Annotated in this window: 21 protein-coding genes; 4 read left to right on the top strand and 17 right to left on the bottom strand. The window is 41.1% G+C overall.

The genetic code is table 11. The annotated features are described in order from the left end of the window. Positions 1–63 precede the first annotated feature (63 nt). The 5 genes from SB49_RS12225 to SB49_RS12245 all read right to left on the bottom strand — a co-directional run bounded on the left by SB49_RS12225 (position 64) and on the right by SB49_RS12245 (position 4,323). Positions 64–828 (bottom strand): hypothetical protein, encoded by a 765-nt coding sequence (locus tag SB49_RS12225; RefSeq protein ID WP_235537750.1) that lies wholly within the window; start codon positions 826–828, stop codon positions 64–66. 19 nt (positions 829–847) lie between these two features. Beyond that, positions 848–1,885: a methyltransferase gene (locus SB49_RS12230; RefSeq protein ID WP_062056985.1), complete on the bottom strand. Its 1,038-nt coding sequence runs from the start codon at positions 1,883–1,885 to the stop codon at positions 848–850. A 173-nt stretch (positions 1,886–2,058) separates the two neighbouring features. Continuing rightward, positions 2,059–2,979, bottom strand: a complete 921-nt coding sequence (locus SB49_RS12235) for a nuclear transport factor 2 family protein (protein WP_062056987.1) — start codon at positions 2,977–2,979, stop codon at positions 2,059–2,061. A 28-nt stretch (positions 2,980–3,007) separates the two neighbouring features. Continuing rightward, positions 3,008–3,775 (bottom strand): hypothetical protein, encoded by a 768-nt coding sequence (locus SB49_RS12240; RefSeq protein ID WP_062056989.1) that lies wholly within the window; start codon positions 3,773–3,775, stop codon positions 3,008–3,010. Between the two features lie 2 nt (positions 3,776–3,777). Beyond that, entirely contained in the window at positions 3,778–4,323 is a 546-nt protein-coding gene (locus tag SB49_RS12245; protein WP_062056991.1) for an ester cyclase, read from the bottom strand. Between the two features lie 198 nt (positions 4,324–4,521). On the opposite strand from SB49_RS12245, the gene SB49_RS12250 reads away from it, so the two are divergent. Further along, on the top strand, positions 4,522–6,483 hold the full coding sequence (locus SB49_RS12250) for a sensor histidine kinase (RefSeq protein WP_062056993.1): 1,962 nt from the start codon (positions 4,522–4,524) through the stop codon (positions 6,481–6,483). On the opposite strand, the gene SB49_RS12255 is transcribed toward SB49_RS12250, so the two are convergent. The 9 genes from SB49_RS12255 to rnpA form a co-directional block, all read right to left on the bottom strand. Further along, on the bottom strand, positions 6,480–7,223 hold the full coding sequence (locus tag SB49_RS12255; RefSeq protein WP_062056994.1) for a LytR/AlgR family response regulator transcription factor: 744 nt from the start codon (positions 7,221–7,223) through the stop codon (positions 6,480–6,482). The two genes, SB49_RS12250 and SB49_RS12255, sit on opposite strands and share 4 nt — an antisense overlap. A gap of 151 nt (positions 7,224–7,374) precedes the next feature. Further along, a complete protein-coding gene (locus tag SB49_RS12260; RefSeq protein ID WP_062056995.1) occupies positions 7,375–7,983 on the bottom strand; it encodes a YkgJ family cysteine cluster protein in 609 nt (202 codons plus the stop codon). A 104-nt stretch (positions 7,984–8,087) separates the two neighbouring features. Beyond that, positions 8,088–8,546, bottom strand: a complete 459-nt coding sequence (locus SB49_RS12265; protein ID WP_062057003.1) for a DUF4174 domain-containing protein — start codon at positions 8,544–8,546, stop codon at positions 8,088–8,090. 87 nt (positions 8,547–8,633) lie between these two features. After that, positions 8,634–8,825 (bottom strand): cold-shock protein, encoded by a 192-nt coding sequence (locus SB49_RS12270; RefSeq protein ID WP_062057004.1) that lies wholly within the window; start codon positions 8,823–8,825, stop codon positions 8,634–8,636. A 109-nt stretch (positions 8,826–8,934) separates the two neighbouring features. Continuing rightward, positions 8,935–9,564: a chloramphenicol acetyltransferase gene (locus SB49_RS12275; RefSeq protein ID WP_062057006.1), complete on the bottom strand. Its 630-nt coding sequence runs from the start codon at positions 9,562–9,564 to the stop codon at positions 8,935–8,937. 16 nt (positions 9,565–9,580) lie between these two features. Then, positions 9,581–10,057 (bottom strand): nucleoside deaminase, encoded by a 477-nt coding sequence (locus SB49_RS12280; RefSeq protein WP_062057008.1) that lies wholly within the window; start codon positions 10,055–10,057, stop codon positions 9,581–9,583. A 114-nt stretch (positions 10,058–10,171) separates the two neighbouring features. After that, complete coding sequence (locus SB49_RS12285) at positions 10,172–12,178, bottom strand: S9 family peptidase (protein WP_200960636.1); 2,007 nt, start codon at positions 12,176–12,178, stop codon at positions 10,172–10,174. Between the two features lie 146 nt (positions 12,179–12,324). Next, a complete protein-coding gene (locus SB49_RS12290; RefSeq protein WP_062057010.1) occupies positions 12,325–13,953 on the bottom strand; it encodes a S41 family peptidase in 1,629 nt (542 codons plus the stop codon). Beyond that, positions 13,937–14,323 (bottom strand): ribonuclease P protein component, encoded by a 387-nt coding sequence (gene rnpA, locus SB49_RS12295; RefSeq protein ID WP_062057012.1) that lies wholly within the window; start codon positions 14,321–14,323, stop codon positions 13,937–13,939. Before rnpA ends, SB49_RS12290 begins: the two co-directional genes overlap by 17 nt. A 131-nt stretch (positions 14,324–14,454) precedes the next feature. Here rnpA and SB49_RS12300 point away from each other — a divergent pair, with 131 nt between their 5' ends. Continuing rightward, positions 14,455–16,314 (top strand): CBS domain-containing protein, encoded by a 1,860-nt coding sequence (locus SB49_RS12300; protein ID WP_062057014.1) that lies wholly within the window; start codon positions 14,455–14,457, stop codon positions 16,312–16,314. Positions 16,315–16,316: 2 nt separating this feature from the next. Then, on the top strand, positions 16,317–17,525 hold the full coding sequence (locus tag SB49_RS12305; protein ID WP_062057016.1) for a succinylglutamate desuccinylase/aspartoacylase family protein: 1,209 nt from the start codon (positions 16,317–16,319) through the stop codon (positions 17,523–17,525). A gap of 60 nt (positions 17,526–17,585) precedes the next feature. On the opposite strand, the gene SB49_RS12310 is transcribed toward SB49_RS12305, so the two are convergent. From SB49_RS12310 to SB49_RS12320, 3 genes are read right to left on the bottom strand one after another with little or no spacing between them, the layout of a single operon-like run. Next, positions 17,586–19,421, bottom strand: a complete 1,836-nt coding sequence (locus SB49_RS12310) for a M1 family metallopeptidase (protein ID WP_235537868.1) — start codon at positions 19,419–19,421, stop codon at positions 17,586–17,588. A gap of 39 nt (positions 19,422–19,460) precedes the next feature. Then, positions 19,461–21,098, bottom strand: coding sequence for a S8 family peptidase (locus SB49_RS12315; protein WP_062057020.1), 1,638 nt, complete (start codon positions 21,096–21,098; stop codon positions 19,461–19,463). Positions 21,099–21,120: 22 nt separating this feature from the next. Beyond that, positions 21,121–21,981, bottom strand: a complete 861-nt coding sequence (locus SB49_RS12320) for an MBL fold metallo-hydrolase (protein ID WP_062057022.1) — start codon at positions 21,979–21,981, stop codon at positions 21,121–21,123. A gap of 246 nt (positions 21,982–22,227) precedes the next feature. Here SB49_RS12320 and SB49_RS12325 point away from each other — a divergent pair, with 246 nt between their 5' ends. Next, positions 22,228–24,249, top strand: a complete 2,022-nt coding sequence (locus SB49_RS12325; protein ID WP_062057024.1) for a cation:proton antiporter — start codon at positions 22,228–22,230, stop codon at positions 24,247–24,249. Positions 24,250–24,257 lie beyond the last annotated feature (8 nt).

Raw genomic sequence — 24,257 nt, forward strand, 5'->3', positions numbered from 1 at the left:
GAATTAACCGGGTTTCATCATTGGTGCTTATCTAATAGTTATTATACTCCTAAATTCCAGGATCTATTGTCGTTCCATGGCAATTACTTTTGGGCCAAGTCCACTTAGATCTTCCCGAAACATCCATAGTTCAGATTGCATGCCAGTAGTGGTTTCGGCCATTACATTTAAAAAGGACTCCCAGCTTCCCTCTCCATGTACAGCAGCAAAATCTTTTGGAAAGGTGTCTTCCCTTCCCAAAAAGCTCATTTTATCAAAAAAATCAACAAAGGCAAAATCCCTGCCGTCCTTACTACTTGGCATTTCGTTGGTATACATACCATAAGGTTCGGTGGGATATTTTGCTTTCATCACTGCGGCTACTTTATCGAGCTGTTCTAAAAACTGTTGCTCTTTAAAAGACATCATATCCAACATCATTACTCTTAAATATTTCAAATTGAAATCTTTTGGAAAGTTGGAGAGGTCCGGATGGAATCTCCAATACGTTTGATCACCTTCTGCCATGGTATAGGGCAAAATGTTGGTATTCCAATCCTCGTCATGACCTTCCTTGGCCGGTCTTGTGTCCATAGCACTCCAGGTCAATGGCCCCATTACCCACATGTATTTACCCACATTGGTGCCATTGGAAATCCAATAGACTCTTGCCCCATAAGCACCCTCTGCATGGTACTTTTTGTTATGGGCAGCCACCCCTTTTTCAAATTCTTTGACTTTTGTCGGGTTTGCGGTAATCATCCCATTTTCAATAACGGGATATTCCATGGTGCTCTGTGATACTACCAATAACGGTATTAGTAACATCGTAAAAATTAGTTTTCTCATTTGTTTCTATATTTAATGGTTATTTATATGCAATAGCAGCGCTTGTAGGACCGTTTAAGGGTATTACCTCGGTTTTTTGAAAGCCGGCATCCTTGGCCCATCTTTTAAATTTGGTTGCAGTAAAATCATATCCCTCATAAGTTTCAATGAGCATGTTCAAAGACATTAAAAGTCCAAATACATTTTCTTTCCTCTCATCGTCGATTAGGTTCTCCAATACCACCAATGCCCCTCCTTTGGGCAGGGCTTGGTACGCTTTGGAAATCAATAGTTTTTTATCCCTAGTTCCCCAGTCATGAAGAATGTTTCCCATGGTGATCACATCAACACTTGGAAAATCTTCATTAAAAAAGTTGCCGGAAACTATCTTTATTCTTGGGGAATAGTCCATCTCCTCTAATTTCTCTTGTGCAATTTCCGATACCTTGGGCAAGTCAAAAGAAATACATTCCATATGGGGGTGGTGGGTAGAAACCTGCATAGATAATTCGCATCCTGCCCCCCCAATATCACAAAGTGTTTTATAATTTGAAAAATCAAAAGTTTTGGCAAAAGAGATAAAATTTCCCATCTGAAACCCCCCCATTGCACTTATAAACTGTCGCAGTCTTTTTTCATTGGAATACAAGACCTCAAAAAATGGCATATTTCCATTTTTTACCTCATTTTGGGGCAGTCCCGTTTTTAAGGCATCCTCCAGATTATTCCAAAAAGGATAAAGTCTGTTGTTCCCCATTTCCAACATGCCCCCTATATACGTGGCTTTGCTCTTGTCAAGATATAGGTCGGTCTCCGCGGTATTACTGTATACTGCAGTCTGCTCCAATCCTTTTCTATGTAAGAACCCAAGGGCCACCAAGGCATCCAAAAAGTCATAAAGGCTTCTTCCGTTCAATTCCAATTGTTCCTTTATTTCCTTTGCGGTTAGCGCCCCCTTGGCCAAATGTGTAAACAGCCCAAGATTAACTGCTGTCAAAAGCGTTTTTGATGCCCAAAACCCCATTCCGGTTTCTATGATTCTAGAGGGGCTTATTGTAGTCTTTGTGCTGGTTTCCATAGCTTTGTTTTTAAGGGTTAATGCTGGGGATACTCTTTCGCAACATCAATGGGGGTCTGTCACGGCTGTGATACTCATGTTTGCAAATACGTTAAAAAACCTAACGAACTTTCTGATTTTTTCCCCCCGAATACAAATCAAAATAGAATCTCCGTTAGGTTTATTTTAATTCTTTATTGGGGTGTCGGCATTGTATAACCCAATTGTCTATATACTTCTAAATTATCCGAGAATGCATTTTCTTGGACAACTTTACCTTCTGGGTTAAAAGTCCAGACGCTTAACCCATGTGCTTTTATTTTTTTATTCGTTCCGGGATTGTCCATAAATTCTCCTGTATTGGTTCCGGTTACGGTCCAATTTATATAGGCCGTATTTCCCATAATGACGGTGTTGTCTGCTACGACTTTAAAATCTGGGAAAGCATTATGGTAGAGATCCATAAAAGCTCCGTATTCCTCGGGATTATTCGCTACGCGAAGTCCGTTCCCATTCCTTATGAAATCTTTGACCGAAATGGATCCAAAAAGTGCTTTGTCATTTTTATTCCAAGCTTCAACCACTTTTTGAATGGAGGATAACACTGTTTTTTCATCGGCGGTCATATTGTTCAGCGCATTCATTTCCATGGTAAGGGTGGTCAGGTCGTACATTCCAAACTCTTCTTGTATTTTTCCATCTTCTATATTGATGCTCAAATGTACCGGGATTGTAATCTCTTTTCCGTTGGCTGCTATAACTCCCCTCCATTTGCCCCAAAAATTAACCCATGTCTTGCCTTCATCCGTGAGCACTTTTTCATAGTAAATTGGGTCATCATCAAATTGATAGGACGAGAGATTAGAGAGGTTTGCTTTAAGATTTTCCATGGTTTCTTTTGGGGAGGTAGAAATTTCTTCCCAAGTATTATGGTGTATCTTTGCGGTATCTGCATAATGGGTGATCCAATTATCCCAGTCCCCAGCTTCATATTTTTGAATTAGTTCCTTGACCAGGTCTATTTCGGATCCTGTGGTCGAATATCGTTCGGGCCCTTTACTCTGGCATGTGATAAAAAGGATGGCTATGATCCCAATAGTGATTATTTTTTTCATGATATTTTATTTTTTTGCATCTGTTAATTTAGTTTGAAGGGGAATAGGCCATATCAGGTCTCATTTCTCCGACATGTTCCTCATATCGCAATAGGTTTTTATAGAGCTCTCCCATTATTTTTTCTCCCTCTTGCCCCAAAAGGTCTTGGTTTTCCTTTGCACTAATGGCATAATCCACCGCATCTTTGGCTGCAACAGCGACCATATAAAACTCTCCTTTGGTTCCAAAACCGCTCTTATATACCCTGTAGTCCACCTTGGAATTTTTACTGGCCCAGAGTGCCTTTATCGCTTTCATTTTTTCTTTGACCAAATCGCGATTTTCGGGTGTTATGTATAAATAATGGAATTTTCGATAATTTTTTCCTTCTGGAGTTTGGGTCATGCCACTTGGCATATAGGACAGATCAGAGTCTAAGTGAATAACATAGTCATGCTCAATATCATAACACTTATCCATCCTCTTAAAGAGGTCCGACATCGCATCGCCCCCCATTTTTTCCGCAAGGGTACTGAAGACCTTTTTATCCAAGTCGGCCATGTTGGAGATGCCGCCTACATAAAGATAGCGGGATCCAGATATAGTTGAAACTATAAAATTAGCTTCTGTGATATTATACTTTTTCATATTGGAAACTAGTTCTTTGCATACGGTCTCATATTCCATGACCATAGATGGTTTTACCACATCTTCGTGTACCCAAAAAGACTTCATACTGCTTTCTTGTGCAATACCTGCCAAGGGCAACAATAGAATTAGTACGGTAGTTAAAATGGTTTTCTTTAGTGTTTTCATAATTATTTAGGTTGATTAATAGTTGTTTTTTGCTCAGGTGGACTCAAATTATAGCCCAATTGTTGCATAAGGCTCAACTCGTTGAAATAGGTTTCTTCCCTTAACAGGATCCCATTGGTATTAAACGTAAGTTGGCTTAACCCGCTTATTTTAACGTTTTTGTCGGTGGGCGCACATTCACCATAAATTCCAGAATTGAGTCCCGTAAAATGCCATTTCAAAAAGACCTTATCCTCTTTGAGGGACATATTTTCCAAAGAAACCTTCATATTGGGGAATCCTTTGGCAAATACATTAATATGTGCTTGCATCTCTTTTTGCGTGGCTACCACCTTTATGCCGTTTAAGGAGCGGATGAATGTAGCGTCGGTAATCGCCTCAAGGGCACCTCCATCATTTTGGTTCCAACAAGAGTTTATATAGGTCTCAATATTGTTTTGAACTAGCTGCTCGGTTTGCTTCCTTTCCTTCTCCATTTGCTCGGCAATCCCGTTACAGGAATAACCCAGAAAAAGTGATAACAGGCAAAAAGTGAGCAGTGCTTTCATAAAGCGACACATTAATAAAAATGAAAAGGGGAGACTTTGGATTACTTAAGTAAAGACTTTAATGCTTTAAAAGCAATCGTGTTGGGACGAGTGCCTTTAATTTATTACCGAACCTAGGTATTTCATTATCAGAGCATTTACATCATTAATATTTGTACCTTTAAATACCTTGGATCTTACCGTAATACGTTTAAATGAATGAAAAAAGCCATTCAAAAATTGATATGTATCACGGTGCTGGCCATTGGAAGCAATGCGCTCTGCCAGGGGCAAATCTTTGATTTTAACAAAGAAGAACCTTATCAACAAATTTTTGTAGCAACGGATAACTTCGGGAGCTCCTACCTCCATGTTCTGGAGGAGGGACTTACATCCATCACTAATGACACGCTAAAACTGGAGGTAATTAACGATCTGGCGTATTATTGGCACACCCGCAACTTAAACACAGCTTTGGAATTTAGCGAAAAGGGCATCCTGCTTGCAAAAGGGTTGGGAAATACCCTTTGGGAAGGAAGGTTACAGATGACCCAAGGGGCTATTTTGCTTAGAATGGAGCGTTTGAATAGGGCGGAACAGCTACTACTTGAGGCAAAAACCAAGGTAAAAAAAGAAGACCTGCCCTTTTTAAACACCCAACTGGGATATGTTTATGAGCGTAGGGGAGATTTGGGGAAGGCGGCGGAATTTGCCATGGAAACGATGACCCTTGGAGAAGCCCTAAACGACAAATGGGCAATTGCCCAAGCCTACTGTGACTTGAGCAACATATTTTGGAAACAATCAAAATTTATGATTGGATTACAACACGGGCTTAAATCGGTTCGATTATTTAAGGAAAGGGGAATCAATGATCTCGATTATGGTTTTGCCCTTTATGTGGTGGGAAATAACTATTTGGGGACGGCAAACTATGAAAGGGCGTTGGAATATTATAAGCAATCCAACGTAATAGGGGAACGCTATGGTTTCTACAACAATCTGGCAGATGTCTATATTTCCCTGATAGATCTTTATGCCTATCTGGGGAAATTTGATGAAGCAGATGAGGCAGGCAGTTCGGCCATTAAATACGCTAAACTTTTGGACAATCAGTTTTTACTGATGCGCTCATGGCTGTCTCTTGGTAAACTTCAAATATTGGAGGGTAAATATATCTCGGCTATTGAAAGTCTGGAACGATGTTTAGTTATCGCAACGGATGAATTTGGAGATATTTTCTATCTCAGCCAGGCTTATGAGGCATTGGGCAGGGCGCATGCCGGAAACCACAATTACCAAAAGGCATATGGAGCCTTTGAGCAGTACGACAAACTGGAAAAAGAGATTTTTACAGCCGAGGCCGATCAACGAATTTCCCTGCTCCAAACACAATATGATGTGGCCCAAAAGGAAAATACGATTCAGTTACAGGAAACCAGACTGATCCAACAAAACATCAGACAGGTGTTTATGACCATTACCATTGTCCTCTTTATGATGTTTTTGGCTATGGGCTATGTGGCCTTCAAAAATAACAGAAGAAAAAATAAAAGGCTGCAAGAACAAAATTTGGAAAAGGAGTATCTGTTGAAGGAAGTGCACCACAGGGTCAAAAACAATTTGGAGATTATATCCAGTCTCTTAGCGCTTCAAGCTTCACAGTTAAAGAGCAATACCCTGACCGCTGCTATGCAAGAAATACAGAATAGGGTATATTCCATGAGCATGATCCACAAGCGGTTATACCAGGATAGGAATTTGGCTGCTATTGATATGTACGATTATTTTAAAGATCTTGGAACCCATGTGCTGGAATCGTTCGGGGCTGAAAACAGGATCCAAATCAACTATGGAATTAAAAACATAGAACTAGATATGGATACGGCCGTACCTATAGGCCTTATCGTGAATGAATTGTTGACCAACAGCTTTAAGTATGCTTTTCCAAACAACAGAAAAGGGGTGATAGAATTGACCATGGAGCGTGAAAATAGTGGTCTAATGGTCTTGAGCGTCGCCGATGACGGGGTGGGCCAAAAACAAGAAGAACATGCCAAAAACAAAGGATTTGGGAAGCAAATGATCGATTTGCTTGTACATCAATTAGACGGACAACTTACCTATGAAAATACCAAAGGAATAAAGGCCACCCTAAAATTTAAGTGGCAACATCCTTAAATGGTCTGTAGCCGTTCCATAAAATTTTTCCGGAATGCTTTGCTCAAGGGTACTGCTTTTTTGGCAATGACCACATGGGAATTGGCTACTTCATCTACCTGGGACAGATTGATGACGTACGATCTATGAATACGCATAAAGTGTTCCTGTGGCAGCTTTTTATCCAAGTCCTTTAATGTAATGACCAATAAGAAGGATTTATCACAGCAATAGATTCTGGAATAGTTTCTTTCGGCCTCTATATACTGGATGTCCTTGATTATAATTTTCACCATTTTTTCATGGTGCCTCACAAAAATACGGTCTTCCAAGACAATAGTGGAACTCGCGGCTGTGGGTAAAGAGTGATCGGTATTTGTAGAGTGCAGATGGTTTTCGGCAGTCAGTTCTATGGCGTGCTGTAAATCTAATTTTTTAAAGGGTTTGGAGATAAAGGCGTGCGGATGGGTTTCTTTTGCTCTATTGAAATGCGCATCATCTGTATTGGCAGTCAGAAAGATGACGGGAAGCTTATATAGCTCCTTAATTTTTGCAGCCGTTTCAATACCGTCCAAGTCGCCTTTTAATTGAATATCCAGTAAAACAATATCTGCAGAATGTTCTTTTAGGTGGGCTAAAGCCTCTTCTCCCCTAGGGAAAACGCCCCCTATTTCGTATCCCAAATTTTGCAGTTGCAAGGAGATGTTTGCTGCTATCAGCATCTCATCTTCTACTATAACAATTTTTATGTTTTCCCCCATAGGTATCAGTTTTTAGTAACTCAATAGGGGATTTTTATACTAAGCAGTTAAGTAAGATACACATAATCAACAATATAAACACGAGAACTGAGGTGTTTTTTTATAACGATCGTCCAACCCAAAATAGCACATCCAATGACCAATCTCTCAATTATGCCGTAATTTTAAGTCCACCAGGAAATGGGCGGTAGGCGTAATATTGTAAGACCTCTTCAATGGCCAATATTAAAGCTCGGTTAATGGGAACAATGATGTTCCCCATTCTAAAGTCGATTTGTGAAAGATTCATATAGTAGTCCATAAAAATGGGTACTTGCAACCCATTGGATATATCTTGAGAAGCTTTTTGATAGTTTTCGTGTTGCCCCTCCTTGATTATTTTGCAGGTTGCCAGGCGCAACTGTCCCATCTTATCCCTACTGGCGCCATAACCAAAAAGACGACAGATCAATCCGCGGTATTTGTACTGGCCACAACTACCATTATTATCACTTAAAAGTGAAACGGGGTTGTATAAAAAACACTGGGCAGCGGAGCGCTCTTTCAAGGCTTCCAAGGTTTCTTCTGCTTTTCCCGATAAAAAAAGATGAAATGCCCATGGCAGAAATTCCAGAGGGGAAGCATCAATGTCCGGTTTGGTGCAACATTTTCCGCAGCCAGTGATACAATGGAGTTTGGTGTGGGATTGGAATCCTGAAATCTCCTTTTCAAGTTGATCGTACAATGCTTCCACTGCCAATACCCTACTTTCTATGGTCATTTATTTTTTTGGCGAATGTACGCTATTAAATTTCAGCATGAACACCAAGTACAGCCTATTTTTTGCGGGCTATCGTATTGATTTTCAGCAAGTATTGTCGTGGGTTAATGTTTTTCCAATCTTCTCATGGGCATGGCATCTATGGTGTTGAACAATTCTTTACACCCCAAAAACTTTATTCTATGAAGTTTATTGCCGCCATCCAAACCCACCAAAATGATCTCGAATGTCGCTTTTGTTTTCTTATATTTTTTATACAGCCGTTTTGAGTGCTGCCAACTTTGGCCTGCCAAGCCAACCGTATACCTATGGGGTTGTATGTGGTACACTATTAGTTTTCGCTCTTCCAATCCTTTTTTATGGGCATTTAATTCGGCCAGCTGTTTTATATAAACCTCTTCTGATAGATCGTTCACTAGGATCAATACTAACCTATTTTTCCATTGAAAGGATGATGGCTCTTGGGCCTGAAGGAGGTTTACGCCAATGACCATGTGGAGAAACAGTATTATGGCCAAATATATTCCTTTGCTTGACTGTTGAGTTAATTTTTCATTGTTCATAACCACAAGCTGTTAATTATTGGAGACAAAAAAGCCCGTCTTGGAAACGGGCTGATGTGGTACTAAAAAGTTGAGAAAACCGGTAAATTATAATACCGTTACGTTTACTGCATTCATTCCTTTTTTTCCTTCCTTAAGCTCAAATTCTACCTCATCTCCTTCGCGGATTTCATCGATTAATCCCGAAATGTGAACGAAGTGTTCCTTTTTTGAACCATCCTCAACGATGAAACCAAATCCCTTGGATTCGTTGAAGAATTTAACTGTGCCTTTACCCATGATAAAAATTAATAAATATTCGTATTAAAAATAATACAAAAATTTAATTGTTTTATTTTTTGAATATTATTTTTTTCGTTAAGCTACTAACGTTAAGTAGGTTAATGTGCTATTGTTCATTCATGAGCTGTTGAAAGTGTTCCACATATCGGCCCATATGAATTCCGTCAACTAGGCCGTGATGCACATGTATGGAGACGGGCATAGTTTTTATACCATCGGTCTCCGTCATTTTGCCAAAAGATATTTTGGGAACACTGTCCCTTGTGGAAAATCTTCTGGCATGGGAGAATGAGGTGAATTTCAACCAGGGCAAAGAGGAATAATGTACAACTGCGTCAGAGTTAGTGGCTGGCATTAAATCTTTGGCATTTTGTACCCTTTTTATTTCTTTTTGAGCTTCTTCTTTAAAGGTCTCAAATTCCTGGCAATAATCAATATAACTAAAACCAAAAGTTCCGTTTGGTCTTTGAATAGTGGCGGAGGCGCATATGGTATCATGGATCACTACCCTGTTCTGATCATCAATGCGGTATTTAAATTCAGGGATTTGGTTGATGGCCATGATGGATTTGTGCAAATACCACAGAAAGAAGGAAACCTTTGATTCTTTCGCCTTGGTATAGGCAATGGAACAGTCAATATCCACCGTTATCCCCCAAAATGGCTCTTCAAATCCGTTAAAAAAATGGAAGTGATCCTTTCTGTCCCAGTTCTCCAAGTCCAAATATGTTTCCATAGTATCGGATTGGTATTTAGTAAGCTGTTTTGTTTGTCTTATGAGCCCACTGCTCAAAAACTTTCACCCCTTCTTTTCGCAGTAGGCTGACAAATTTGATCTCTCGGTCTCCCATGTCTTTTTTTAACTCGTCATAAATGAACTGGTCATCGAACTTTATAGCTGCGGCATCCTCACGGTCACATGCAAAAAACACCTGTTTGGGACGGGCCCAATATATGGCTCCCAAACACATGGGGCAAGGTTCACATGAAGTATATATGGTACAATCGTCCAATTGAAAGGTCCCTAATTTTTCACAGGCGAGCCTGATGGCCACGACCTCGGCATGGGCGGTGGGGTCATTTGTTGAGGTCACCCTATTGTAACCTTCAGCAATGATCTCATCATTTTTTACAATGACCGCTCCAAAAGGTCCGCCGGCATTGGCATTCATCCCTTCTGCAGATAAGGCAATGGCCCTGCGCATAAAATATTCGTCCCTCTCTGTCATGCTTTGTTCTTTTTTGACTAAATAATTCTAGAAAAATGGGCTGCAAAAATAGAAATGCGGGTTGGTTTACCCAGCATTAAACTTTAATTTTTAGCAACCAGAAATCCCTAAGGATTACTTTTCCCCTTTAACATGTGTTTTAAACCACTGGAGGTATCGTTCCAAACGATCTTTTACAAAAGATGGGCGCTTAATCCCATGGTGCTCGCCCGGATAAACGACCAATTGTGTATCCCTGCCCAATCTCTTCATGGCTTGGTACATTTGTTCGGAATTGAGAATGGGAACATTCCAGTCCTTTTCTCCCCCTATCCATAAGGTCGGGGTAGTAATGTTTGCTACTTGGTTGAAAGGGGATATTTTCTCCCAAGCCTCTGCATTTTCCCATGGTAGTCCCAATTCCAATTCCCATGTGAGTTGATAGTGATCATGACCATAATTGGAACGATATAAGGCTTCACTGGCTCCCGAAACGGCCCCTTTGAACCTATCTGTTTTTGTGATGACATAATTCGTCAGGATGCCGCCATAGGACCAACCCCCCACTCCCAATTTAGTGGGATCTGCATACCCTTGTCCTATCACATAATCAATACCGGCCATAACATCTTGATAATCCTTGTTGCCCCAATCTGCAAAAAGGGCCTCTGAAAAAGCCTGGCCGTAGCCTGAAGAGCCCCTGGGGTTGATTAAAAGCGTCACATAGCCATTAGAAGCAAATAGTTGGGGCTCTATGTCATATTCAAATTGATATTGGCTCACGGGCCCTCCGTGAAGCCAAAGGATGGTAGGGTATTTTTTGCCAGCGTCAAAACCAATGGGTTTCACTACAAACCCTTCTATTTGGGTGCCATCGGCACTCTTAAAATGTACTTTGTCAATGCTGGGCTTCTCCATCTTATTTAGAAGTCCATCGTTTAGGGATGTCAGTTGTTTTAAGGATTTGGTAAAATTATACACCTCGTAGGGTTGGTTTGCCTTACCCAAAAGAGGGAAGATACTCCCAGCTTTCACATCATAATCCGAGATACTGATATCTCCTTGGATAATCTTTTTAAGATTATTGCCTGAAGGGTCAATTGAAGCTAGAACACTAGTACCGCTTTCTTCCAAAATAAAATAAATCAGCTTCCCGTCCTCCGAGAAGGTCGGCTTGCTGATATTCCTGTCCAAGGCTTCTGCCAATAGGGTCGGTTGCCCTCCGTCTACCGGGATAATAGCCAATTTTTGTGTGGCATACCAAATCGCCTTTTTATCCGTGACGGTTCTATAAACGAGATGTTTGCCATCTGGACTCCATCGGGGATAAAAATCGGCATTGGGATTAGTAGTGACTTGGCGTAAGGATTCCCCTTTATTTGTATTGACCGTATTTACGATCCAAATGTCGGTGTTCGAATTTCCATCCGGATTGTCCGACCTATTGCTGGTAAAGGCAATTTGCGTTCCATCCGGACTCCAAACAGGGTCTTCATCATCAAAATCGCCCGAGGTGATCTGCCTTGGGATGGAATCACCCATGGTTAAGATATAAAGGTGGGTTCTGTAACGGTCTAAATATCCCTGATAATCTTGTTTAAACTGTAAACGGTCTACCACATAGGGTTTCGCTTTTTTATCATCTTCTTTATCCGCTGTGAGCTCCTCGGGTTTGGGATCCTTAATTCGCAACATCAATTCCTTCCCCTTGGGCGACCATTCATGGGAGGACACTCCTTGTGGGATTTTGGTGAGCTGTTCCGCTTCCCCGCCTTGCCGGTTCAACGTCCATACTTGGGTTTTGTCACCTTCCTTTTTGGAGGCTAGAAAGGAGAGGTATTTGTTGTCTGAACTCCATTTGGGCTCCGAGGCAGAATATCCTTTTGCAGTCATGGGGATAGCTTCTCCCCCTTTGGAAGGAACCATCCAAATACGGGTCTCCCAAGCATCTTTTTTTAAATCCATTTCAGCAACCGTAAACGCCACCCATTGTCCGTCCGGACTAATTACTGGATTTTTAACGGTTTTAAGCTGCATGAGCTCTTCAATGGTTACCGATTTCTTATCGGATTGGGCATGGCCCATCCATGGATAGGCAAAAGAAATGATCAGTAGGAAAAGTGGAATACGGTTGGTTATCATAAAGATGTTTTTTGTTAAAAAAGACCATCCCCAAGATATAAAATATATAGGTTATTATATCATATTTCAGTGAACATACCAAAAGCAAAAAAAGGCAGAACAATTCTACCTTTTTAAAACTAATGCATCTAAATGTTTTTGGAAAATTACCTTAAAACATCCTTGTATTTGGAAGTGTCGGCCAGTAATGCGGTTGCCGCCAAGATGGCGTCATCATGACCCAGGTAATAATCATATAGGCCTTCCCTGTAGAAATAGCGCTTGATGATTTCGTCCTCCAAATTTTTCTGGAGCTCGTTTTTATACTTGTCCAAGGCAGTGAGTTTACTTTTGTTGATCTGCACCAATAAGTTTTTAAACCCCTCTTCTACCTCCGCCCCATAGATAGTCTTTTCTTCTGGGGTCATCGCTTCTTTCAAAGCCTTTTCCGTTTTGGTTTCGAAGCTAAAAGAACTTTGGTTCACATAGGTCTTGAAAGCCTCAAAGTTGTTATCGGTAAAATTAAATTCGGACAGGGCATTCAATTTATTTTGATAGTAATATTGGGTGGCAAAGTCAAAAATCACATTGCTATCCAATAGTCCTCGTGTCATGGCATTGGTTCGTAGGGCACTGATCTCTATATCGGGCAATACTCCGCCCCCGTCTTGTACTTTACGACCATTGCGTGTTTTAAAGTCGGTAAACTTGCTGTTTTTTACGGCTTTGCCGTTTTCATCCCGGTTCCAGTAATCCAAGGACTGAATACATCTGCCAGAGGCAGTGTAATAGCGGGAAATAGTTACTTTCAACTGTGTTCCGTACGTTAGTTTCAGGGGTCTTTGAACAAGCCCTTTGCCAAAACTTCGTGCGCCCATGATCACGGCGCGGTCCAAATCCTGTAAGCTTCCAGATACAATTTCACTGGCCGATGCACTTCTGCCATTGACCAAGACCACTAGAGGGATATTCTCATCTACCGGTTGGTTTTTGGTATGGTATTCCCTATTGAATTTTTTGACCTTGGATTTTGTGGTGACCACGAGCTCGCCTTTGGGAATAAATATATTGGTCACATTGATGGCCTCGGAAAGTAACCCCCCTGGATTGCCCCTGAGGTCCAATATGATTTTTTCAGCCCCTTCGTTTTTTAAATTTATCAGGGCCTCTTTTGTCTGTTCCGACGCTTTCTGATTAAATTTTGCCAGGACAATATACCCTGTTTTGGCATCCACCATTTTATAATAAGGAACAGCGTCCACTTCTATTGCTTCCCTGACAATGGTGGTTGTATTGATTTGTCCCTGTCTTTTATAGGTTACTTCTACAGATGTATTGTTCGCCCCTTTTAAAAGTTCACTGCCATCATCCTTAAATTCCGAAATGCCTATATCCCCTATTTTGATAATTTCATCCCCTGCCTTTAAGCCAGCCTTATCCGCAGGATAGTTTTTATAAGGTTCTATAACCACTAATTTATCCTTATAGGAACGCACTACCGCGCCAATACCTGAATATTCCCCTGCATTATTGATCTTGTAAGCCTCAACATCCTGCTCGTTTAAAAACTTGGTATAGGGATCAAGACCTTCCAGCATGTTCTTAATGGCATTGTCCATGAGCTCTGCAGGATTGGTCTCATCCACGTAGTTCATGTTCAACTCTTTAAACAAGGTGGTAAATATTTCTATCTGCTTGGCAATTTCAAAGAAATCACTTTTATAACTAGAGCCTACAACAAGAAATACCAGGGCAAGTATAGGAATAAGAACCTTTTTTTTAATCGACATTTTCATGATTCTCTTTGGTTAAAAGTTTTTTTATAATGAGCTTAAAGCATGTTTCTAAATGCTCATATGTTGGCATATCTTTTCCAAGATATAAAAACATAAACGCATAGTCTCCCTCTATGTTGTTAAAAATTAAGGGTTTGTTCAAGCGGTAACATTCGCGCATCAGCCTTTTTATCCGATTTCGTTTTACGGCACTTTTAAAATTCCGTTTCGATGCGGTAACTCCTGTTTTAATTTTAGAACCGTCGTCGTGTGCGGTTTTAAGATAGATGAGTTTTACGGGATAATTGGAAACACTTTTCCCTTCAGCAAACAATTGTTCAATGAGCTTTTTACTCTTTAATTTTTCTTTTTTAGGGAATGTAAATGACATGGTGGCGTAAAAGTAAAAATAAAAACCACAGTTTCTAATTTATGACATTCATCATAGGTCAAAAATTCAAAGGAAGCTAATTTGAAAGATGTTTTAAATGAGGACATAGACACAAACAAAATTGAGATGAAATGGGAGAATTACATGTAGAGGCATTATTGAAAAGCCCAAATAATTCAAAGTACATAAAGCAGTTACTAACAGATATTGAGGCCTTGGAGCATATGTTGCAAAACAATATGTTTGAGAAAAGCCCCATCCGTATTGGGGCCGAACAGGAATTTTGTCTGGTAGACAGGGCGTGGCAACCTTCAAATAAGGCCCTTGAGATATTGAAGGAAATAAACGATTCTCATTTTACAACGGAAATAGCTTTGTATAATTTGGAGATCAATCTAGATCCCTTGCCATTAAAAGGCACTTGTTTTTCAGACATGCACAGGCAATTGGACGACTTATTAAAAAAGGCAGATCAGGTTGCAGAAAAACACGGCAATAAAATTATTCTAACTGGAATACTGCCTACCATTACCCAAAAGCAATTGAATTTGCCCTATATGACCCCAATAAAGCGATATCAAATACTGAACGATGCCGTTAAGCAGATGCGAAAAGATGATTTTGAACTTCATATCAAGGGGGTGGATGAGCTCAATGTACACCACGATTCCGTGTTGTACGAAGGGTGCAACACCAGCTACCAATCCCATTTGCAGATAGATCCGGATGATTTTAGGGACACCTACAATTGGTCACAGGCCATTGCCGGGCCTTTGCTGTCTATTTGTACTAATGCGCCCATGCTTATGGGAAGGGAATTATGGCAAGAAACACGAATAGCCCTATTCACCCAAAGTGTTGATACAAGGGCAAGCACCTTTCTGTTAAATGAAAGGGAAGCAAGGGTAAATTTTGGCGACGATTGGGCAAGAGGAAGTATTGTTGATTTCTATAAGGAATCGATTGTTGGTTTTAGGAGTATGTTGACCACTAATTTTGAGACCGATAGCCTAAGTGAACTAAAGGCGGGAAAAATACCAAAACTTAGGGCCTTAAACCTACACAACGGCACGGTATATAAATGGAACCGACTTTGTTATGGGGCCGCCAAGGACAAACCACATGTACGCATTGAAAACAGGTATATCCCTTCCGGCCCTACCACTGACGATGAAATTGCCAATATGATGTTTTGGGTGGGTATAATGAAAGGAAGGCCCAAAAAGTACAATGACCTCCACACTACAATGGATTTTAAGGATGTAAAGACCAATTTTTACAATGCTGCACGATATGGGATGGCGACCCAATTTTATTGGGATGGCAAATTAGTGTCTAGCCACGACCTGCTCTTGGACCACCTCTTACCTATGGCATACAGGGGATTGTACGCCATGGATGTGGCTCCCGAAGATGCGGAACGTTATTTGACCATTATTGAGAAAAGAATAAAATCCTATAATGGATCCAGGTGGACGGTAAAGGCCTATCGAAAATTAATAAAAGAGCACAAATCCTTAAATGCCTTGGCAATTATAACAGCATCCATGTATCAACAGCAAAAGAAGGGCTATACCGTTGATGCTTGGGAATTGCCAAGGGGGGATGAACACAGTTTCCAGGAAGAATTTTCCAAAGTAGGTCAGGCCATGAATACCAAGGCCATCACGGCTCAAGAGAATGACAGTGCGGAGTTGGTGTTAAAAATGATGCAGTGGAAAAATATACACCACGTGCCTATCCTAGACGATGATCTGGATTTGGTAGGACTATTGACCTGGACGGATGTGGAGCACTATTTGGGAAAACCAGGCGAGCTGGAACAGAGCATTCGCGATATCATGAAGACCCAGCTAATTACCATTACGGAGGATGAGCAATTGGTAAAGGCAAAGAGTATTATGCAATCCAAAGCCATTAACTGTCTTCCTGTGGTAAAGGGAAAAAAATTGGTGGGCATTATTACCAGCAACGACCTCCATTCTCATTAACCATGAAGGAAATTAAAAACAGGGTCATCGGCTATTTGAAAGGAAAACAGCAAGGACCAACCTTGGTTTTTTTTGGAGGAATTCACGGCAACGAACCCTCGGGATGTGAAGCTATCCAAAAGGTGTTTCAAAAAATAGCGGAAGAATCCTTGAGTCTTACTGGGGCCATTTATGGAATTAGGGGAAACATCCCGGCCCAATTACAAGGGAAAAGATTTCTGGAGAAGGATCTCAATAGGATGTGGACAGAAGACCAAATAAAGGATATCCTAAACAAGGAGGCAACAAAATTAGGGGAAGAGGAAAGGCAGTTAAGTGAAATATATGGGGTGCTCGTCCAAATCCTGTCCGAGGAAGCCCCGCCTTATTATTTTATAGATTTTCATACCACTTCCAGTAAAACCCTACCCTTTATTACTATTAACGACGCACTGATCAACAGGAAATTTTCATTCCTCTTTCCCGTACCCACTATTTTGGGAATGGAGGAATATTTGCAAGGCCCATTGCTTAGTTATATCAATACCTTGGGATATCTTTCCCTTGGTTTCGAATCAGGGCAGCATACGGAAGAAGAAGCTGTATTGAACAGCATCGCTTTCTTATGGTTGGCTTTGGTCTTCAGCGGAGTGTTGGCCAAAGACGAGGTAAAGGGGTTCTCTAATTATTATTTGCAGCTGCAGAATTCTGCAAGTAACAATCGCTCGTTTTACGAAATCATTTATCGACACAGTATTGCACCGAATGACGAGTTTAAAATGGCCCCAGGATTCAACAGTTTTGAAAAGATTGCTAAAGGACAGGTGATCGCAAAGGAAAAGCAAGGGGAAGTAAGGACTCCGAGAGCTGGGAGAATATTTATGCCACTATACCAAAAACAGGGGGAAGATGGATTTTTCCTGATCAAAAAGATCCCTTCATTGGCCTTAACACTTTCTTCCTTTTTAAGGGGAATTCGCATGGATGCCCTACTTACCATACTCCCAGGGATAACATGGGAAAGCAAAAAGAATGGTGTTCTTTTGGTGAACGTAAAAACGGCAAGGTTCTTTACCAAACCATTTTTTCACCTTTTCGGATATAGAAACAGGGTCCTGGACAAAGAACGGATATTAATGACCAATAGGGAGCGGACTGCGAAGACCTCGATGTATACAAATACGCCATGGTTCAAAAAAGCCCCATTTAAAACACCTGGAATAGGGTTTTAAATGGGGCTGTATAAATGACCCTTAAAAATACGGTAATTGTACTTTTTAGGAATACAATTTCTATTGTGCTTCTTTTTGGTAAATATTGTTGTCCCTATTAATATCTGCCATTAGTTCCGACGGATCCAGGACAATGGCCCTTACTTCTCCCATCGGTTTGTCAATAGTGAAATCATAGGTTGGATATGCCCATGGCCAATCCGGTAAAATCGTTCTGCTCAAGGAAGCATATGGGTTTTCTTTTTCGCCCCTCATCATTCTTAGAGGCGCATAGAACGTTTCTTGACTTCCGTCTTCATAAACAACAAGTATATCCTGTGGCATTGGCATAAGTCCAATTCTTTCTAAGGTCACTTGGGTTTTACCGTCCATTTCCTCAACGGATTTTACGCCATAATCAATGGTATTGGTCGTCTGTGTCCAATCGGTCAGGTACCAATCCAACTCTATGCCAGAGACTTTTTCAGCACTTCTTTTGATATCGTTGGGGGTAGGGTGTTTAAATTTAAAATCGTCATAATATTTACGAAGGGCTTCCATTAATTTGTCCTGCCCGATAACATATCCCAATTGTGCCAAAAAGATTTCCCCTTTGCTGTAGGCAGTAACCCCATAGGCAAAATTTAGGTCGTATCGATCAGAATGCGTGGTCTGTGGCTGTTCCTTTCCAGAGGTGGCCAATCTATAATAGCCCTTATAAGCTCCCTCAAACGGATTGTCCTTTTTCTCCCCCATAAACTCGTTCATGTAGAGACCGGAAATAAAAGAGGTGAACCCTTCATCCATCCATTCGTGTTTGGACTCGTTGGAGGCCAGGATATGCTGGAACCAGGAGTGGGCCATTTCATGAGCCGTAACCCCTACCAAACTTCCAAATTTTCGTTCGCCCGTTATCAAGGTACTCATGGCATATTCCATTCCGCCATCTCCCCCTTGTATTACGGAATACTGATCGTAAGGGTATTTCCCTATGTTTTTGCTAAAGAACTCCATCATTTCAGCGGTCTTGGGCTGAAGTTTTTTCCAGTTTTCAAGAATTTCTGGGTTGTTCTTATAAAGGAAATGAAGCAGTGGTCCATCTTTTACCTGTAAGGTATCATGAATGTATTCGGGATCTGCGGCCCACATAAAATCGTGTACCATTGGCGCTTTAAAGTGCCACGTCAATGTCTTTCCTTTTTGCTTTTTTACTTTGGTCCCAGGGGCTTGGTATCCATGACCAATTTCTTGTGGGTTCTGTAAATACCCAGTTCCTCCAACCACATACTTTTTGTCTATGGTCAAGGAGACATCAAAATCTCCCCATACGCCGTGGAATTCCCTGGCGATATACGGATCGGCATGCCATCCTTCAAAGTCATATTCAGCCAATTTTGGGTACCACTGGCTCATGGATAGCGCAACACCTTCGGCATTGTTCCTTCCTGATCTTCTGATTTGAACGGGAACCTGTCCCTTAAACTCCATTTCCAAGGTGGCCTTGGCGCCTGGTTGGATCGGATTTGCCAGTTCCACAACAAGAACTGTCCCCTCTTCTACAAAGGAGGTTGCTGCCCCGTCTTGGGTTAGGGAAGACACCTTTAAATATCCTATTTCCTCCGGGGTAAGAGAGGCAATCCTACTCTTGCCATCAACAAACATCCTGCCATCGGGATCTGCAATATTTTGAAGTCTCACGTCCATTTCACTACCGGGTTGAAAGGCGTTGAAAAAGAGGTGGTAATATACCCTGTTCAAAACATCAGGGGAATTATTGGTGTACACTAATGTCTGAGTTCCGGTGTACTGAAAGTTTTCAACATCCATATCCACCTTCATAGTGTAATCTACATGTTGTTGCCAGTAACTGGTATTATTTTGAGCCCACAGAGAGGTGGACGTTGAAATTATGGCCATAAATAGCCCTAACACTAAACCTTTATTATCCTTCATTTGTTATAGTTTGATTTTTCCTTTTGAAACTTGTTCGGCCAATATCAAGGCATTGTACGCATTGGCAATTTTTCCTGATTTGGAAATTTTATTAAATGGAGATGTGTTTGATGGATCACCGTCCAATACAACGGACATGTTGGTAGAAATCCCAGACTGCATGATGATTTTTTTCACTTGAGGGGCGCTGAGGTCAGGATATTGGGAACGGATAAGTGCCGCTATACCTGCCACTGCTGGCGCTGCCATAGAGGTACCTCCCAAAAACTCGTATTCATTGTTTGGGACAGTGGAGTAGATGGCTGCTCCAGGAGCAAAAACATCTACATTGATAACCCCATAATTGGAAAATGAGGCTACCATTTCCCCTCCATATTTACTTGTTAAAGCACCAACGGTAATTACATTGTCCGCTATTTCAGCTCCGTTGTTGACCTGATCGTTGGGAAAGTTCGAATTCTTTGGGTCATCCAAATTAAGTCCGTCGTTTCCTGCCGCATGTACAAAAATCACATCCTTTGAGGCCGCATATTTTATGGCATCGTAAACCCATTCCGCGTTTGGAGAAAAGGCCTTGCCAAAACTTCCGTTGATTATTTTAGCGCCATTATCTACCGCATAGCGTATACCTAAGGCTATGTCCTTATCGTATTCATCGCCATTGGGCACCGCTCGGATACTCATAACGGCCACATTGTTTGCTACACCATTGGCACCTTTCCCGTTATTGCGCTCTGCGGCAATAATCCCAGCGACATGGGTACCATGACTTTCATCTTCCACCCTGTTTTTTGGGTTACCATTGCCGTAGGCAGTATCCATTAAATTATAAGGTTCGTCCCCAACCACGGTCCTGCCATTGAAGTCCACGTTGAGGTTGTAATTAAGACTTTCGGAAAAATGCTTGATTCCCCCTTCGAGCTCCTTCATAACTTCAGGGATGCTCTCGCCATAATTGAACATTTGGAGCAAGATCCCTACATTTTGTTGCATGGCAGTGTCATCTGTTTTAATGGCTGCCAAATCTGCTTTTGTATATTCCTCTTTACCCAATTCGGCCTTTACCGCAACGTCAGCATTCTTTACCGCTTGGAATATCTGCTCGTATTGTTGCTTGTTTTGAAGGGCCTCTGAATAGGCTATGTCCAACTTGGCCTTGGCCTTTGCCTGTAAATTGGCATCACCTATTTTTTTCGCCACAATTCGGGTATGTTCCAATTGTTCGTTGTAAGATTCCCCCAAAAAGTTGTAGCCATGGATATCGTCAACAAATCCATTATTATCATCATCAATCCCATTTCCTTCTATTTCCTCCGTGTTGGACCAAATAACAGCTTTTAAGTCCTCATGGTCTAGATCTATCCCTGAGTCCAAAACGGCTACAATTACTCTGTCCCCTTTTTTAGAGCCAATAATTTCACTGTAGGCCCTATCCACGCTCATACCAGGTATGGTATCTAGCAATAGATCAGCATGACCCCAATTTTTCTTTTGTGATTCTGTAAGCTCGGTAACTTTTAAAGGAACCGCATCAATGTTTTCAATAGGAGTAGAGATCAATCCGGTAGAACTGCCACAGCCTATCAATAAAATTGAGGCAGAACAGAACCCCAAAAAAGATTTAGAAAATGTAATTGTCATAGGTTATAATGATTTGTTTGAGTTAGTTAAAAATTGAATCAAAAGAATGAACCTCATGTAGGCGTACCCCTTTTTCTGTTTGTTGAAGTGTACATATTTCATTGTGCGCATCGTGTTCCAAAAATATATGGAAGTCGTTATTGGCGGCATTGTCCAGAAAAATAGCTTTTTCGCCCATGGTCAATAATGGCCTGGTATCATAACCCATAACATAGGGTAACGGAATATGTCCCGCCGTAGCAAGGAGATCTGCTGCAAAGACTAAAGTTTTTCCTTTGTACTTTATATGGGGTATCATCTGTTTGTCCGTATGCCCATCCACAAATAGGATCCCAAAGCCGAGCTCGGATTTTTCCATAAATGGGGTGTTGCTTCTTTCAATGAATTTAAGCTGCCCACTTTCTTGCATGGGAAACAGATTTTCTTTTAGGAAGGATGCCTTTTCCCTGGGATTTGGATTGGTGGCCCATTTCCAATGGTCTTCATTGGTCCAGAAAGCAGCATTTTTAAACGCGGGTTCATAGCCTGTTCTGTCCTTGTTCCATTGTACACATCCCCCACAGTGGTCAAAATGTAAATGGGTCATGAACACATCAGTAATGTCGTCTCTGTGAAAGCCTGCCTTTTTTAGGGAACTGTCCAAAGAATGGTCGCCCCATTGGTAATAATAACTGAAGAATTTATCGGATTGTTTATTGCCCATTCCCGTATCGATAAGAATCAAGCGGTCCCCATCTTCAATTAAGAGGCACCTTGCTGCAATATCGATCATGTTATTGGAATCTGCCGGATTGGTTCTGTTCCAAATGGATTTTGGCACGACCCCGAACATGGCCCCTCCGTCCAATTTAAAATTCCCAGCTTCGATAGGATATAATTTCATAGGTTGAAAAACAATTGACGCAAATTAAGCAAAGCAAATAGTATTTTGTTCATAAACCGTAGTTTATTAGTGGTTTTTTAACATTTTTCAACTAATTTTCCAATGGATTTCCAATCATAGATTTCCCCAGTAAAAATGGGATTTTAGTTGCGGAAAGTAAGGATATTAAAGTCTCCGCGTCCTTAAAATTTTCGATAGTTGGCCAAACCTATAATTTGATGGGCCATTTGATTTAATAGACCTAAGATGGATGAAATAGTAGAGCAGGTATTGCATCATTTTAAATTGCCGCTGGAAAAACCCGTGCTCATTTTTTCATTGATATTATTTGTCATTTTGATGGTTCCCATCTTAATGAATAAATTGAGGATACCGGGAATCATAGGACTGATAATTTCTGGTGCCATTATTGGTCCAAATGGTTTTAACCTATTGGAGAAAAGTCTTTTTGTGGATTTGTTTTCCACTATCGGACTTCTGTACATCATGTTTATTGCTGGATTAGATCTGGACCTTAATGATTTTAAGACCAATAGGAACAAAAGTATTTGGTTTGGGCTTTTCACCTTCAGCATCCCGTTGGGAATTGGTTTTCCCGTGTGTTATTATTTTCTGGAGTACGATTTTGATGCGAGTTTATTAACGGCAAGCATGTTTGCCACCCATACCCTGGTGACCTATCCTATTGTGAGTAAGCTTGGGATCACTAAGAACCAGGAAGTGGCCATTACAGTGGGCGGAACCATTTTAACCGATACCGCGGTGCTTATCATTTTAGCAGTGTTGGTAGGGTCCCACGAGGGTAACCTAACGTATGTTTTTTGGCTAAAACTCCTCATTTCACTCTCAATTTTTATGGTGATCATGTTTGGGGTGGTCCCTAGGGTCTCCAAGTGGTTTTTCAAAAAATTGGAAAGCGAAAAACACTCACATTATATTTTTGTTCTGGCAATAGTCTTTTTTGCCGCTTTCTTGGCCGAATTGGCCGGGGTAGAACCTATTATTGGTGCCTTTGTGGCCGGACTGGCACTTAACAGGCTTATTCCTCACTCTTCTGTTCTTATGAACCGAATAGAATTCATTGGCAACGCCTTGTTCATCCCTTTTTTCTTGATCAGTGTGGGGATGTTGGTAGATTTTAGTGTGATCCTAAGCGGTCCAACGGCCCTCATCGTGGCGGCCACTTTAACGATTGTGGCAATTTTTGGCAAATGGTTGGCCGCTTTTTTTACGCAAGTGATATTTAAATATTCCAAACTGCAAAGAAGACTCATTTTTGGATTGAGCAGCTCCCATGCCGCGGCAACCTTGGCGGTTATCTTGGTGGGGTATAAGGCAAAAATATTGGATGAAAACATATTGAACGGTACTGTGATCTTGATTTTGGCCACTTGCATTGTAGCTTCTTTTGTTACGGAACGCGCTGCAAAAAACTTGGTGATTGCCATGGAGGACGAGACCTATTCCCCCAATAAAAATCAAGAAATAAACGAACATATCGTTCTGCCTATAGCCAATAATATTAATTTGGAAAAGGCGCTGGATTTTGCCCTGCTCATCAAGGATAAAAAATCTAGTTACCCCCTTTCCATTCTTTCAGTGGTTCCCAATAATAGGGAGGCGGAAAGGAACATCACTCGGGCCAGACAGAAGTTAAAGCAATTGATAGACCACGCCACTGCCTCAGAAACACGTGCGGAGGTAATAGCGGTCATAGATTTCAATATTTTTAGCGGCATTGCCAGAACGGCAAGGGAAATCCTGGCAAATATTATTATTCTTGGTTGGCCGCAGCGCACAGGAATTATCGATCAGTTTTTTGGAAAGAAATTGGAAGTGCTACTCTCCAACACAGACAAAACGGTCTTTGTTTGTCATTTTGAACAGCCTTTGTCAAACCACAAAAGAATTGTTGTTGTTTTGCCACCTTTGGCAGAATTGGAACAGGGGTTTGATAACTGGATGGGTAAACTAACCAAACTGGCATCGGAGCTGGGAATAAGTATTTTATACTTTTGCAACCCTGAGACTGAGAATGCCATAGGGAGATACACAAAAAGGTCCAAAATCACCCAGAAAAACAAGTTTCAGATTCTTGAAATTTGGGAATCAATTTTAGACGGGAAGCATTCTATAGAAAGAGATGATCTTTTACTGTTTGTTTCGTCGAGAAGAAGTGGCATCTCCTACCTGTCCATGATGGAGAATCTACCTTCAAAACTGGAAGAAAAGTATTCGCGCAACAGTAAAATTATTATTTACCCCTAGCTTTAAAA

This window comes from Sediminicola sp. YIK13, assembly GCF_001430825.1.
GTDB lineage: Bacteria > Bacteroidota > Bacteroidia > Flavobacteriales > Flavobacteriaceae > Sediminicola.

Coding starts and splice junctions, on each gene's coding strand:
- SB49_RS12225 (WP_235537750.1), bottom strand. CDS start 828: ATGAGAAAACTAATTTTTACGATGTTACTAATACCGTTATTGGTAGTA.
- SB49_RS12230 (WP_062056985.1), bottom strand. CDS start 1,885: ATGGAAACCAGCACAAAGACTACAATAAGCCCCTCTAGAATCATAGAA.
- SB49_RS12235 (WP_062056987.1), bottom strand. CDS start 2,979: ATGAAAAAAATAATCACTATTGGGATCATAGCCATCCTTTTTATCACA.
- SB49_RS12240 (WP_062056989.1), bottom strand. CDS start 3,775: ATGAAAACACTAAAGAAAACCATTTTAACTACCGTACTAATTCTATTG.
- SB49_RS12245 (WP_062056991.1), bottom strand. CDS start 4,323: ATGAAAGCACTGCTCACTTTTTGCCTGTTATCACTTTTTCTGGGTTAT.
- SB49_RS12250 (WP_062056993.1), top strand. CDS start 4,522: ATGAAAAAAGCCATTCAAAAATTGATATGTATCACGGTGCTGGCCATT.
- SB49_RS12255 (WP_062056994.1), bottom strand. CDS start 7,223: ATGGGGGAAAACATAAAAATTGTTATAGTAGAAGATGAGATGCTGATA.
- SB49_RS12260 (WP_062056995.1), bottom strand. CDS start 7,983: ATGACCATAGAAAGTAGGGTATTGGCAGTGGAAGCATTGTACGATCAA.
- SB49_RS12265 (WP_062057003.1), bottom strand. CDS start 8,546: ATGAACAATGAAAAATTAACTCAACAGTCAAGCAAAGGAATATATTTG.
- SB49_RS12270 (WP_062057004.1), bottom strand. CDS start 8,825: ATGGGTAAAGGCACAGTTAAATTCTTCAACGAATCCAAGGGATTTGGT.
- SB49_RS12275 (WP_062057006.1), bottom strand. CDS start 9,564: ATGGAAACATATTTGGACTTGGAGAACTGGGACAGAAAGGATCACTTC.
- SB49_RS12280 (WP_062057008.1), bottom strand. CDS start 10,057: ATGACAGAGAGGGACGAATATTTTATGCGCAGGGCCATTGCCTTATCT.
- SB49_RS12285 (WP_200960636.1), bottom strand. CDS start 12,178: ATGATAACCAACCGTATTCCACTTTTCCTACTGATCATTTCTTTTGCC.
- SB49_RS12290 (WP_062057010.1), bottom strand. CDS start 13,953: ATGAAAATGTCGATTAAAAAAAAGGTTCTTATTCCTATACTTGCCCTG.
- rnpA (WP_062057012.1), bottom strand. CDS start 14,323: ATGTCATTTACATTCCCTAAAAAAGAAAAATTAAAGAGTAAAAAGCTC.
- SB49_RS12300 (WP_062057014.1), top strand. CDS start 14,455: ATGGGAGAATTACATGTAGAGGCATTATTGAAAAGCCCAAATAATTCA.
- SB49_RS12305 (WP_062057016.1), top strand. CDS start 16,317: ATGAAGGAAATTAAAAACAGGGTCATCGGCTATTTGAAAGGAAAACAG.
- SB49_RS12310 (WP_235537868.1), bottom strand. CDS start 19,421: ATGGCCATAATTTCAACGTCCACCTCTCTGTGGGCTCAAAATAATACC.
- SB49_RS12315 (WP_062057020.1), bottom strand. CDS start 21,098: ATGACAATTACATTTTCTAAATCTTTTTTGGGGTTCTGTTCTGCCTCA.
- SB49_RS12320 (WP_062057022.1), bottom strand. CDS start 21,981: ATGAAATTATATCCTATCGAAGCTGGGAATTTTAAATTGGACGGAGGG.
- SB49_RS12325 (WP_062057024.1), top strand. CDS start 22,228: ATGGATGAAATAGTAGAGCAGGTATTGCATCATTTTAAATTGCCGCTG.